Annotated in this window: 8 protein-coding genes; 5 read left to right on the plus strand and 3 right to left on the minus strand. The window is 67.5% G+C overall.

Features of this window, described 5'->3' with window-relative positions; all coding sequences use genetic code 11:
• Window positions 1–26: 26 nt before the first annotated feature.
• From secD to ACHAAJ_RS13565, 3 genes are all read left to right on the plus strand, one after another.
• On the plus strand, window positions 27–1,760 hold the full coding sequence (secD, locus tag ACHAAJ_RS13555; RefSeq protein ID WP_435728719.1) for a protein translocase subunit SecD: 1,734 nt from the start codon (window positions 27–29) through the stop codon (window positions 1,758–1,760).
• Window positions 1,753–2,742: a protein translocase subunit SecF gene (gene secF, locus ACHAAJ_RS13560; RefSeq protein ID WP_435728720.1), complete on the plus strand. Its 990-nt coding sequence runs from the start codon at window positions 1,753–1,755 to the stop codon at window positions 2,740–2,742. The genes secD and secF overlap by 8 nt, the downstream gene beginning before the upstream one ends.
• Before the next feature lie 286 nt (window positions 2,743–3,028).
• Window positions 3,029–5,263: a RelA/SpoT family protein gene (locus ACHAAJ_RS13565; protein WP_435728721.1), complete on the plus strand. Its 2,235-nt coding sequence runs from the start codon at window positions 3,029–3,031 to the stop codon at window positions 5,261–5,263.
• On the opposite strand, the gene ACHAAJ_RS13570 is transcribed toward ACHAAJ_RS13565, so the two are convergent.
• Complete coding sequence (locus tag ACHAAJ_RS13570; protein WP_435728722.1) at window positions 5,260–5,871, minus strand: type IV toxin-antitoxin system AbiEi family antitoxin; 612 nt, start codon at window positions 5,869–5,871, stop codon at window positions 5,260–5,262. The two genes, ACHAAJ_RS13565 and ACHAAJ_RS13570, sit on opposite strands and share 4 nt — an antisense overlap.
• A gap of 88 nt (window positions 5,872–5,959) precedes the next feature.
• Window positions 5,960–7,618 (minus strand): DUF349 domain-containing protein, encoded by a 1,659-nt coding sequence (locus ACHAAJ_RS13575; protein ID WP_435728723.1) that lies wholly within the window; start codon window positions 7,616–7,618, stop codon window positions 5,960–5,962.
• Window positions 7,619–7,843: 225 nt separating this feature from the next.
• On the opposite strand from ACHAAJ_RS13575, the gene hisS reads away from it, so the two are divergent.
• A complete protein-coding gene (gene hisS / locus ACHAAJ_RS13580; protein ID WP_435728724.1) occupies window positions 7,844–9,187 on the plus strand; it encodes a histidine--tRNA ligase in 1,344 nt (447 codons plus the stop codon).
• Window positions 9,188–9,225: 38 nt separating this feature from the next.
• On the opposite strand, the gene ACHAAJ_RS13585 is transcribed toward hisS, so the two are convergent.
• The gene (locus ACHAAJ_RS13585; RefSeq protein WP_435728725.1) at window positions 9,226–10,458 is read right to left on the minus strand and encodes an APC family permease; all 1,233 of its coding nucleotides are present in this window, start codon (window positions 10,456–10,458) and stop codon (window positions 9,226–9,228) included.
• Window positions 10,459–10,671: 213 nt separating this feature from the next.
• On the opposite strand from ACHAAJ_RS13585, the gene aspS reads away from it, so the two are divergent.
• Entirely contained in the window at window positions 10,672–12,492 is a 1,821-nt protein-coding gene (gene aspS, locus ACHAAJ_RS13590; protein ID WP_435728726.1) for an aspartate--tRNA ligase, read from the plus strand.
• The last annotated feature ends 447 nt before the right edge of the window (window positions 12,493–12,939 follow it).

Genomic DNA, 12,939 nt, shown 5'->3' on the forward strand with positions numbered 1-12,939 from the left:
GGCGTCTCGAGAAGAAAGTTCCCGCAATGTCATCAAACGGCCCGATCAGGCACGCCAGGCGCACGCTGCTGTGGCTCACAGCTCTCGTCGTCATCGGCAGCGCCCTCCTTGTCTCGGGCGTCGCCACCGGAAACTCGACCTGGTCCCCGAAGCTTGCGCTCGACCTCGAGGGCGGAACACAGATGATCCTCTCGCCCGAGGTCCAGGGAGGCGCCGCGGCCACGCAGGAGCAGCTCGACCAGGCGGTGGAGATCATCCGGCAGCGGGTCGACGGATCTGGCGTTTCCGAGGCCGAGATCACCACGCAGTCCGGACGAAACGTCATTGTTTCCATGCCGGGCACGCCCGACGCCAAGACGCGGGACCTCATTCAGGCGTCCGCGAACATGGAGTTCCGCCCGGTCATCATCGCCGGTTCCTTCGCCGCAATCCCGGAGGAAAGCCGCACGCCAACCGCGGAGCTTCCGGAGCCGACGGCCGAGCCGGAAAACGCATCCGACACCAACTGGATCGACGCCGATTTGATGGCGGACTTCGAGGCCTACGACTGCGCCACCGAACTCGCTGGCCGTTCCGCCACCGCGAGCGACCCGGACCAGCCGATGATCGCCTGCGATCCCGGCACGGGATCCAAGTACATTCTCGGACCGGTCGAAATCCCGGGTACGGACATTGCGGACGCCGGCTTCGGCATGCAACGCGGACAGCAGGGATTCACGACCGGACAGTGGGAAGTCACACTCGAGTTCAACGGCGCCGGCGGCTCCAAGTTCAGCGAGGTCACCCAGCGACTGGTCGGCATGTCCGGCGCGCAGAACCAGTTCGCGATCGTCCTGGACGGCATCATCGTCTCGGCCCCGACCACCAACGCGATCATCGGTGACGGCAGGGCCTCCATCACGGGATCCTTTACCGAACAATCGTCCGAGGCTCTGGCCGAACAGCTGAAATACGGGGCGCTACCGATCAGTTTCGAGATTCAAAGCGAGCAGCAGATCTCGGCGACGCTGGGCTCGGAACAGCTGAAAATGGGCCTGATCGCAGGCCTCATTGGGCTCGCGCTGGTGGCCCTCTACTCGTTCTTCCAATACCGTCTCCTCGGGTTCGTCACCATGGCGTCGCTGCTGGTTGCCGGGATCCTGACCTACCTCGCGATCGTCTTGCTCGGATGGGGACAGAACTATCGGCTCTCGCTGGCCGGCATCGCCGGCATCATCGTGGCCATCGGCCTCACGGCGGACTCCTTCATCGTCTACTTCGAAAGGGTCCGCGACGAACTCCGCGACGGCCGGAGCCTTCCGTCCGCCGTCGAAACCGGATGGAAGCGCGCCCGTCGGACGGTGGTGGCTTCCAAGGCCGTGAACCTCCTCGCGGCTGCCGTCCTGTACGTGGTCGCCGTCGGCAACGTGCGGGGATTCGCCTTCACCCTCGGTCTCACGGCCATAGCCGACCTCGTCGTCGTCTTCCTGTTCACGCACCCGGTTCTGCAATACCTCGCGCGAACCAGGTTCTTTGGCGAGGGGCACCGGCTTTCCGGCCTCGATCCGTCCCTGCTGGGCGTCGAACCGCTGTACAAGGGTGCCGGTCAGGTGCGGCGCTTCAACGTTGACGCGGCGGCATCCCGAACCAAGCGGAACACGGGTTCCGCCCAGGAGGCGGAACGGCGACAGACCATTGCCGAGCGACGCAAGGCGGCACAGGGTGCGGGGACCGCGGCGTCCCCGGCCGACGCACCGACGAAGGAATCCGACAATGCCTAATCTCGCCATCTGGGGCAACGAGCTCTACACGGGCAAGCGCTCCTACCCGTTCATCGGGATGCGACGCGTGTGGTTCTCAATCGCCGCCGCCTTGGTCCTCCTTTCCGTGGTCGTCCCCATCGTCAAGGGTGGATTCAACCTCGGCATCGAATTCACGGGTGGATCCGAATTCACCGTCTCGCGGGTAGAAAGCACCGAGATATCCCTGGGCCAGGAGGCCGTGCTCTCCGTGGTTCCGGACCACACCCCCCGGGTCACCAACATCGCCCCCAACACCATGCGCATCCAGACGGACCAGCTCGGTGGGGACCAGACGCTGGAGGTCGCGGAGTCGCTGGCAGGTGCGTACGGCGTCGAAACCGACCAGGTCACGTCCACGTTCGTGGGTCCCTCCTGGGGGCAGGACGTGTCCAAGCAGGCGCTGTTCGGCCTCATCGCGTTCGTGGTGCTCGTGGCCTTGCTCATGGCGTTCTACTTCCGCACATGGAAGATGTCGCTTGCCGCCATCATCGGGCTGTTCACGGTCGTAATCATCACGGCGGGGATCTACGCGCTCTCCGACTTCGAGGTGACCCCCTCGGCGATCATCGGCTTTCTCACGATCCTGAGCTACTCGCTCTACGACACCGTGGTGGTCTTCGACAAGATCCGCGAGAACACGTCCAACCTCTTCGAACAATACGAGAGGTCTTTCACGGAGAAGGTCAACCTGGCCATCAACCAGACCCTGGTCCGTTCGATCAACACGTCGGTCGTGGCGGTCCTTCCCGTGGGATCCATCCTCTTTATCGGCGCCTTCCTCCTTGGTGCCGGTACCCTGCGCGATCTCGCCTTGGCCCTCTTCGTCGGCATCATCGTGGGCACGCTCTGCACCATTTTTGTCCAGGCTCCGCTCTACACGGTGCTGCGTGAAGGGGAGGCGGACATCAAGCGCCACGACAAGCGCGTCATGGAACGCCGCGGGGAGAGCGTCCCGGCATAGTGGCCGCGCGCGCCAATCGCGGGGGAGCGGCCGCTCGGGGCACCCGTACGCTCCGCTTCGAGCGAGCCCTGAGGTTGAACCCAACGTGTGCCAGCTTGCTATAACCTTGTGTTTACCGTAGTTCCACAGCCGGTTCCGGATGAAGCAACGCCGGTTTCGGGTTCCAGTGAACCATCGGTACGCGGAACCACCGAGAGGAGCAGCCTTGGCCGAGCAGCCCATCAACGCCGCTCCTGGATCACCCCCGCCGTCAGAAAGGCTTGGCCCGGGTCGACGCGAGCGGACCATGTCGCGCCTCGCTAGGCTCGCGGGCCGCAACACGTCCGGACAGCCGCCAATCCTCGAGCCCCTCCTTCGAACGGTGCGCGCCAACAGCCCCCGTGAGGCGCTGGACCTGATCACTCGCGCCTACGCGGTTGCCGAGCGGCACCACGAGGGGCAGAAGCGCAAGAGCGGCGATCCGTACATCACGCATCCGGTCGCCGTGGCCACCATTCTTGCCGAAATGGGGATGACGGGGACGACACTGGCGGCCGCGCTGTTGCACGACACGGTGGAGGACACCGACTACTCCCTGGAACAGCTTCGGCACGACTTCGGCGACGAGGTGGCCATGCTGGTGGACGGCGTGACGAAGCTGGACAAGGTCCAGTTCGGGGAGGCCGCACAGGCCGAAACCGTCCGCAAGATGGTCGTCGCCATGGCCAAGGACATCCGCGTTTTGCTCATCAAGCTGGCTGACCGTCTCCACAACGCCCGGACCTGGCGCTACGTCTCGCCGGAGTCCAGCGCCAAGAAGGCCCGCGAGACCCTGGAGATCTTCGCCCCGCTGGCGCACCGGTTGGGCATGAACACCATCAAGTGGGAACTTGAGGACCTGTCCTTCGCCGCGCTACACCCCAAGGTCTACGAAGAGATCGTGCGGATGGTGGGGGACCGGACGCCGGAACGCGAGAAGTACCTGGCGACGGTCAGGGCCCAGATCGGGGACGACCTCCAGCAGGCCAAGATCCGGTCGAAGATCACTGGCCGTCCAAAGCATTACTATTCCATCTACCAAAAGATGATCGTCCGCGGCAAGGACTTCGACGACATCCACGACCTGATGGGCGTTCGGGTTCTGGTCGACAGCGTGCGCGATTGCTATGCCACTCTGGGTGCCCTGCATGCCCGGTGGAACCCCCTTCCCGGGCGGTTCAAGGACTACATTGCCATGCCGAAGTTCAACATGTACCAGTCCCTGCACACCACGGTGATCGGTCCCGGCGGCAAACCGGTGGAAATCCAGATCCGCACGCACGACATGCACCGGCGCGCCGAATACGGTGTCGCGGCGCACTGGAAATACAAGAACCCGGGAGCGAAGCCCGAGGGCAACGGACCGGACGGCTCGGACATGGGCTGGCTCCGCAGCCTGCTGGACTGGCAGCAGGAGACGCGCGACCCGGGCGAGTTCCTCGATTCGCTACGGTTTGAGATCAACGCGGCCGAGGTCTTCGTGTTCACGCCGAAGGGCGAGGTCATGGCGCTGACAGCCGGTTCGACACCGGTGGACTTCGCCTACGCCGTGCACACCGAGGTGGGCCACCGCACCATCGGCGCACGTGTCAACGGCAAACTGGTGCCGCTGAACAGCGAACTTCACCACGGCGACTGGGTGGAGATCTTCACGTCCAAGGCGGAGGGCGCCGGGCCCAGCCAGGACTGGCAGGGGTTCGTCAAGAGCGCCCGCGCGCGCAATAAGATCCGCCAGTGGTTCACCAAGGAACGCCGCGAGGAGGCGATCGACAAGGGCAAGGACCAGCTGACCAAGGCACTGCGCAAGAACAACCTTCCGCTGCAGAAACTCATGACGCACGACACCCTGACGGCCGTTGCCCACGAGTTGCGCCACCAGGACATCACCGCGCTCTACGCGGCGGTCGGCGACGGGCACACGTCCGCGCAGAACGTCATCGAGCATTTGACCGCGCTGGTGGGACCCGCCCACCACGATGAGGCCGACTTCGACGAGACGCCGATACTCTCGGACTCCCTGCGCCACAAGACGTCCGATTCCGGTGTCATCGTCAAGGGCGCGGGCGAGGTGTTGGCCAAGCTCGCACGCTGCTGCACGCCGGTGCCCCCGGACAAGATCCGCGGCTTCGTCACCCGCGGATCCGGCGTCTCGGTGCACCGCGCCGACTGCGCCAACCTCGCTGCGCTGGCCGACCAGCACGAGCGCCTGGTGGATGTCCAGTGGGCCCCGACCAAATCCAGCGTGTTCCTCGTCGAGATCCAGGTCGAGGCACTGGACCGCAAGTCGTTGCTCTCTGACGTCACCCGCGTGCTGTCCGAGAGCCACGTCAACATCCTCTCGGCAAGCGTCAGCACGACGCGAAACCGTGTGGCGATTTCCCGCTTCTCGTTCGAGATGGGCGATCCCAAGTACCTGCACCACGTCCTGAACTCGGTACGCCGCATCGATGGCGTCTACGACGTCTACCGGACAACGTCCAACACGGGAGCGCGCAGAAACTAGGCAGCCCCCGCCGGCGCTCGTTCGGCCGCCGCGGTGAGCAGACCACGGACCAGCCGTTGCGCGCGCAGCTTGCCCGGCCTGCGTGAAACGTTCTCAACGAGTCTCAGGAGGTGGCCCTTAGGGCATCCGAGTCCCGGCGCGTTGACCATCCGCGTCAGGGCAAGAACCGCCTGCTCCTCCGGACTGTGGAAGGCAACATCGAGCGCGGTGCGCGCCGGCGTGGTGCACCAGACACCGCCGACCGCACGCATCTCGTTCGGCAGCAGGCGTGCCTCGCTCACACAGACGCGGAGCGGATCGCGGGCCATGGCCGAGCGGTGAAAGCGCGGCACCAGGATCTCCAGCTCCTCCGGCGGAGGAGCACACCCGTAGACCCAGGCCGCGGTGAGCCGACCGACGGCCCCGCCGCGCAAGCGCCGCCCCGCCAATGCTCCGGCTGCCGCGGCGCGCGGGACCTGGCCGTCCGGCTCCCCGGCCGGCACGTAGGCGCCGGGAAGGACCCTGCGCAGAACGTCGTCGAGCTCCATGGCCCTGAGTTCCTCCGCCGCGTGCGGAGCCCCCGCCACCAGTACGCGGATTCCGTCGGCGTCTTCCGGGATTTCTTCCATGGACACACCCTGCCGCACGGCGGATGGACAGCACAGGGGCCGGGCTCCGATTGTGGATATCGGTGCCCGGCCCCTGTTGGTGCTCTGGCTACTGGAAGTCCTGCGCGGACTTCCGCAGCGTTTCCAGCCACGCGCGGCGGGCCTCCAGGGCCTCCTCCGCCTCGCGGATCTTGCGGTCGTTGCCCTTGGCGCGGGCCTTCTCCAGATCCGCCTCGAGCGCGTCGATCGTTTCCTCGAGCTGCGTCAGCATGCTGTTGCTGCGTGCCTTGGTCTCCGGGTTGGACCGCTGCCACTGCTCGTCCTCCGCCGCGCGGACGGCGTCCTCCACCCGACGCAGGCCACCGTCCATGCGCTGCATCGCCGAACGCGGCACCTTGCCCGCCGCGTCCCACCGGTCGCGGATGGACTCGAGCGACTTCTTCGCCGCCGCAAGGTCCTTGATCGGCAAGAGCGCCTTGGCCTCGGCCAGGATCTCTTCCTTGAGCGCCAGGTTGCCCTCGAATTCCTGGTCAAGGGCCTGGTTGGCCGACTGACGGGCATCGAAGAACACGTCCTGCGCCGCGCGGAAACGCGCCCACAGGGCGTCGTCGTCCTTGCGGGAGGCCCGCTTGGATGCCTTCCAGTCGTCCATGAGGCGACGGTACTCCGCGGCGGTCGGCCCCCACTCCGTGGACGTCGAAAGTTCCTCGGCTCGCGCGATCAGGGCTTCTTTGGTGGACTTGGCCACCGCGTTCTCCGAGTCCAGCTGGGAGAAGAAGGCGCGGCGGTGACGGTCGAACGTGGTGCGCGCACCACGGAAGCGCTTCCAGAGCGAGTCCTCGGTGGAGCGGCCCAACCTGGACCCGCTCTTCTGCGCGGCCTTCCACAGCTCGAACAGCTCGTTCATGCGGTTGCTGCCCTGCTTCCACTGCACGGTCCCGGGATCGCGCCCGGCGAGCTCCTCGGCCTCGGCGACAATCGCCTCGCGCGCAGCCAGTTCCTCGGCGCGGTGTGCCTCGTGGGCCTTTCGCTCGGCCTTGTGCAGCTCCACAACCTCTTCGCGCACGACGGCGATGCGGGCCTCCAGCGCAACGAGGTCACCGACCATCTTCCGCTCGGCAACTGTTTCCGCCAGGTGGTCCAGCGTCTTGGCCATGTCGGTCGTCGGCGCCTTCGCCGCGACGCGCTGCTCCAGCAGCAACAGCTGGCTGACGACGTCGTCGTGCTTGCGCACGAAGTAAGCCAAAGCCTCGTCGTGAGTCGCGTCCGGGTACTGTCCCACCGCGTGTTCCTCGCCACCGATGAGAACAAACACGTGCCCGTCCTCGGCCACGCGGGCGAATTTCGCCGCCTCCTCCAAGGGGGTGTTGTACGACGGCGGTGCCGGCACAGTGGGCGCGGCGGCCTTTGGCGGATGCGGTGCAGCGGCCTTGGGCATTGGCGCTCCGGAACCGGGCCGAGGCGTCATCGGCGACCTCGGCGCGGGGCGCGGAACGGCCAGCTGGGACGGCGTGGGGGCATCGGAGCCCGGAGCAGTTGCTTCGTCTTCCGCGGTGACCTCGGCCGCTGGCCCAGCGGCGGGTCCGCCCTCTGCGGCCGGTTCCGGCGAGTCCTGGGCTGGAGCCTCCGTCCCGGCAACCTCCGCTTCCAGGTTTACCGCCTCGGGTGCCTGCGTTCCTGGCTGTGCGGCCTCGGCGGAGGCGCCCGCCTGGCCTTCGGTCACGGGGGCGGACTGGTTGTGGTCGTCGGATTGCTGACTGGTGGTCACCGCTGGAACTCTTTCACTCGGATCCGTCCTGGAATGCCTCCAAAACTCGTGTTCTCCCTGCACTTTACCGAGTCGCCCCGTCCACAGGTAGTTCACGACCCGCCGGTCGCCGAGGCCGCCGCTCTCCACCTAGAATGGGGCAGTCGCCGTGGCGCCCCCGCCTACCGGCGGACCGCGGTTGCCCTTGAGTACCCGGCCCCACATCTTGAAGGAGTTTTCGACCCCATGGCACGCAAGGCCTCCCTGTCTGGTTTTCCCGAATGGCTGCCGAACGAACGTCTGGTGGAACTCCATATCCTGGACACCCTGCGCCGCACCTTCGAGCTGCACGGGTTCGGCAACATCGAAACCCGCGCCGTCGAGACCGTGGGCCAGCTGTTGCGCAAGGGCGAGATCGACAAGGAGGTCTACGGGCTCTCCCGGCTGCAGGGGGACGACTCCGAAGCCGCTAAGGCTGACCCCAGTGCTCTCGCCCTCCATTTTGACCTGACCGTGCCGTTCGCCCGCTACGTGGTCGAAAACGCCGGCCACCTGGCCTTCCCGTTCCGCCGCTACCAGATCCAGAAGGTCTGGCGCGGGGAACGCCCCCAGGACGGCCGGTTCCGCGAGTTCACGCAGGCTGACATCGACGTGGTCGGCGACGGCACCCTGCCCTTCCGCTATGACGTCGAGTTGGCACTGGTGATCGCCGAGGCGCTGTCCGCCCTGCCCATCGGCGACTTCACGGTTCGCGTGAACAACCGCAAACTCGCCGAGGGCTTTTACCGGGGCCTGGGTCTCGAAGACACCGCCGGCGTGCTGCGCAGCATCGACAAACTCGAAAAGATCGGTCCCGAGAAGGTCGCGGCCCTGCTTCAGGAGGAGCTGGGCGCCACGCCCGAACAGGCCGCGTCGGCCTTGGCGCTGGCCGCGATCCGCACCGACGACACCTCGTTCGTCGATCGGGTGCGCGCCCTCGGCGTCCGGCACGAACTGCTGGAGGAGGGACTCGACGAGCTCTCCCAGGTCATCTCCGCGGCCGCGGAACGTGCCCCGGGCCGTGTCGTCGCGGACCTGAGCATCGCCCGCGGGCTCGACTACTACACCGGGACCGTCTACGAGACGGTCCTCGTCGGCAGCGAACAGCTCGGTTCGATCTGTTCGGGCGGCCGCTACGAGTCGCTGGCTTCCAAGGGGAACAAGACGTTCCCGGGCGTCGGCCTGTCCATCGGCGTCAGCCGCCTGGTCTCGCGCCTCTTGGCCGGCGGCGCGGCGGCCTCCCGCGACGTGCCGACCGCCGTGCTGGTGGCGCTGGCGAACGACGACGCATGGCCCGCAGCGCAGGATGTGGCGGCGTCCCTGCGATCCCGCGGCATCAATGTCGAGGTCGCCGCCACGGCGGACAAATTCGGAAAGCAGATCAAGTACGCGGACCGCCGCGGCATACCGTTCGTCTGGTTCACCGCGGTCGACGGAACCCACGAGGTCAAAGACATCCGCACCGGCGAACAGCTCGCCGCGGACCGCGCGTCGTGGATGCCGCCGTCGGACGACCTGGCGCCGAGCATGACGACGGCGGACCGGGTCTAAGCGCGGGTCCCCGCCGGCGAGCCTGGACGCCCGGGCGCCTACCGCCGCAGGCGCAGCGCCACGGCGCGCCCCGCGCACCCGACGGCGAACACGCCCAGCATGGTGGCGACGCTGGCCGGAGGCAGCGTCGCCGCCAGCGACAGGCACGCCGCTCCGCCGGCGGCATTCAGCCACCGCGGGGAATACCAGGGGCGTTCCCGCAATGTCCAGGCCGAGGCGTTCGCCACGGCGTAGTAGACCAGCACGCCGAAGCTGGAAAAGCCGATGATCGTCGTGACGTCGGTGGCCAGCACCAGCAGCGCGACGAGGACGGCCACGGCGACTTCAGCCACCCAGGGAACGCTATGCCTTGTCGACACCCGAGCGAGGGCCACCGGGAGGTCGCCGCCGCGCGCCATCGCCAACGCCGTGCGTGAAATGCCCGCGACCAGCGCCAGCAGGGCCCCCAAAGCCGCCAGCGCCGCTCCCGCCGCCGCGATCCACGCCGGGGCGCCGAGCCGCACGACGGCGTCGCGCACCGGCGTCGTCGTCTCGGCCAGTCCCTCCAAGCCGAGGAGGTGCACCAGTCCCGCCGCCAACACGCCATACAGCACCAGTGTGGCGCCGAGGGCGCCCACGATGGCCAGCGGGATGGTCCGCTCCGGATCCCGCACCTCCTCGCCGAGCGTTGCGATGCGCGCGTAGCCCGCGAACGCGAAGAAGAGGAGCGCCGCAGCCTGGGGGACCGCCCACGCGTGGGGAGCCCCGGCGGCCGCATCCGGCGCGGCCGCCGTGCCGGTCAGGGCACCCACGGCGACGAACGCCAGGAGCCCCAGGACCGGAGCGAGCAACAGGCGGGCGGCACCTGCGGTGCGGTTGATGCCGCGAAGGTTCACGGCCGTCACGGCGGCAACCGCGCCGATCGCCAACGGCACCGCGTAGCGCGGGGCGGCGTAGAGGCCGAACGTGTACGCCATCGCGGCGCAGGACGCCGTCTTACCGGTGACGAACCCCCAGCCGGCAAGGAACCCCGGCCATGGGCAAAGTTGTTCGCGACCATAGAGGTAGGCGCCGCCGGACGAGGGGTGGACGGTGGCCAGTGCGGCAACCGCGAGGGCGTTCGCCGTCGCGACGACCGCCGCAAGCATGAGCGCAACCCACAGCATCGAGCCCGCCCGCGCGGCAGCGGGGGAGAGGACGACGAACACCCCGGCGCCGACCATCGAGGCGATTCCGAGGGTTGTCGCGTCGAACAGGCCGAGTGAACGCTTCAGGCGTGAGGGCGACGCCATGGGTTCCTCCGGGTACTCGTCGGTTCCTCCGGGTACTCGTCGAGGCGGCCGCGCTGGGCGGCGGTGCGGAGCGAGTGCCCCTCGAGGGAAAGGGTGCCTGATTCCGGCGGCCGTCGGCCGACCGGTAAACTCGTTCAGGATTGATCTAACCACAACGCCACGCACGACGGCCGAGAGCCGGATGCGGACGCAACCCCCTCCGAAAGGACCGCAGTGCTGCGCACTCACGACCTGGGTACCCTCAGGGCCGAGCACATTGGACAAACCGTCACCCTGGCAGGCTGGGTCGCCCGTCGCCGAGACCACGGTGGGGTCGCGTTCCTCGACCTGCGCGACGCATCGGGCGTCTCCCAGATCGTGGTGCGCGACGAGGCCGATTTCCACCACCTGCGCAACGAATTCGTCCTGCAGGTGAGCGGCACCGTCGAGCGTCGGCCCGACGGCAACGAGAACCCCGCCCTGGCCACGGGCGAGGTCGAGGTCATCGCCGAGAACGTCACCGTGCTCAACACGGCCGCCCCGCTTCCGTTCCAGGTGGACGAGCACGTCGAGGTCGGCGAGGAGGCGCGCCTCAAGCACCGCTATCTCGATTTGCGCCGCCCGACACCGAACGCCAACATCCGCCTGCGTTCCGAGGCGAATCGCGTGGCGCGCGAACTCCTCCACGGCGAGGGCTACGTGGAAATCGAGACGCCCACACTGACGCGTTCCACCCCGGAAGGCGCACGCGACTTCCTAGTGCCGGCGCGGTTGTCCCCGGGCGCCTGGTACGCCCTGCCGCAGTCCCCGCAGCTGTTCAAGCAGCTGCTGCAGGTCGGCGGCTTCGAGAAGTACTACCAGATCGCCCGCTGCTACCGCGACGAGGACTTCCGGGCGGACCGCCAGCCGGAGTTCACGCAGCTGGACATCGAGGCCTCGTTCGTCGAGCAGGACGATGTGATTGCCCTCGGCGAGAACATTGTCAAGGCGCTGTGGCAGCTCATCGACGTGGAGATCCCGACGCCGATCCAGCGCATCACGTACCGCGATTCCATGGCCCGCTACGGCTCGGACAAGCCGGACCTGCGTTTTGGTCTCGAACTGACGGAGCTGACTGAGTTCTTCAAGGAGACGACGTTCCGCGTGTTCCAGTCCGCCTACGTCGGCGCCGTCGTCATGCCCGGTGGGGCATCCCAGCCGCGGCGCACGCTGGATGCCTGGCAGGAGTTCGCCAAGCAGCGTGGCGCCAAGGGCCTGGCGTACGTGCTCATCCAGGAGGACGGCTCGCTGACCGGTCCGGTCGCCAAGAACCTGTCCGACTCCGAGCGCGAGAACCTGGCCGCCGAGGTCGGCGCGAAGCCGGGCGACTGCATCTTCTTCGCCGCCGGGGCGCGCAACGAGTCGCGGGCGATCCTCGGCGCGGTCCGTGTGGAGATCGGGCACCGCACCGGCCTCATCAAGGACGGCGACTGGGCGTTCGTGTGGGTCGTGGACGCGCCGTTGTTCGAGGCCACCTCTGACGCCGTCGCTTCAGGCGACGTCGCTGTGGGTTCGGGCCAGTGGACCGCCGTGCACCACGCCTTCACGTCCCCGAAGCCCGAGTTCATGGACACGTTCGACACGGATCCGGAGAACGCACTCGCGTACGCGTACGACATCGTCTGCAACGGCAACGAGATCGGCGGCGGATCGATCCGTATCCACCAGGCCGACATCCAGGAGCGAGTGTTCCGGATGATGGGCATCGAGGAGCAGGCCGCTCAGGAGAAGTTCGGCTTCCTGCTCGAGGGGTTCAAGTACGGCGCGCCGCCGCACGGCGGAATCGCCTTCGGCTGGGACCGCGTGGTGCAGCTCATGACCGGGTCGGACTCGATCCGCGACGTGATCGCGTTCCCGAAGACGGGCGGAGGCTTCGACCCGCTGACGGCCGCTCCTGCGCCGATCACGCCGCAGCAGCGCAAGGAGGCCGGCGTCGATTCCAAGCCCGAGCCGAAGAAGGAAGCCGGCAAGACGGAGGCTTCCGACGCCAAGGACCAGGTCGCCGCGGGCAAGTAGCCGCATGGCGAGGGGCCGCTTTCGACGGTCCATGTACGACGTCGGGGCGTGCACCAACCGGTGCGCGCCCCGATGCGTGTCTGGTTGTCTGGCCCGATGCTTTGCGGGTGGACTCCGCCTAGTCGGCTTGTGTGGCTGCACGGGCTGCTGTCCGCTGGGCGGGGGGTTGTTCCTCCACGGTCCCGAATGAGCGGGAAATTAGCATCTCTTTTCCCCAAATGGCGTCTTGGGGTCTATTCTGTCGTATCTGTTTTCTAGTGTTGGTGTATGGACGGGAAGCGGGATTCGGAGAGTGGCCGGGGGGACGCGCGGGGCGCGGTCCCGGGCCCTGGCGGGTCCGAAGGCTCCGCATCCACCGGGTCCGCGGGTGGCGCGGCGGATTCCGCGGATTCCGGTTCCGCCCGGCCTTCGGGGTCTGCCGGGGGGCCTGGGGGGACGGGGTTGGTT

The organism is Arthrobacter arnarulunnguaqae (genome assembly GCF_051262515.1).
Classification (GTDB): Bacteria; Actinomycetota; Actinomycetes; order Actinomycetales; family Micrococcaceae; genus Arthrobacter_N.

What these genes read in the sequence shown, in the direction of transcription:
- hisS (WP_435728724.1), top strand. Translation starts at nt 7,844, where the DNA reads ATGGCACGCAAGGCCTCCCTGTCTGGTTTTCCCGAATGGCTGCCGAAC.
- ACHAAJ_RS13585 (WP_435728725.1), bottom strand. Translation starts at nt 10,458, where the DNA reads ATGGCGTCGCCCTCACGCCTGAAGCGTTCACTCGGCCTGTTCGACGCG.
- secF (WP_435728720.1), top strand. Translation starts at nt 1,753, where the DNA reads ATGCCTAATCTCGCCATCTGGGGCAACGAGCTCTACACGGGCAAGCGC.
- ACHAAJ_RS13570 (WP_435728722.1), bottom strand. Translation starts at nt 5,871, where the DNA reads ATGGAAGAAATCCCGGAAGACGCCGACGGAATCCGCGTACTGGTGGCG.
- secD (WP_435728719.1), top strand. Translation starts at nt 27, where the DNA reads ATGTCATCAAACGGCCCGATCAGGCACGCCAGGCGCACGCTGCTGTGG.
- ACHAAJ_RS13565 (WP_435728721.1), top strand. Translation starts at nt 3,029, where the DNA reads ATGTCGCGCCTCGCTAGGCTCGCGGGCCGCAACACGTCCGGACAGCCG.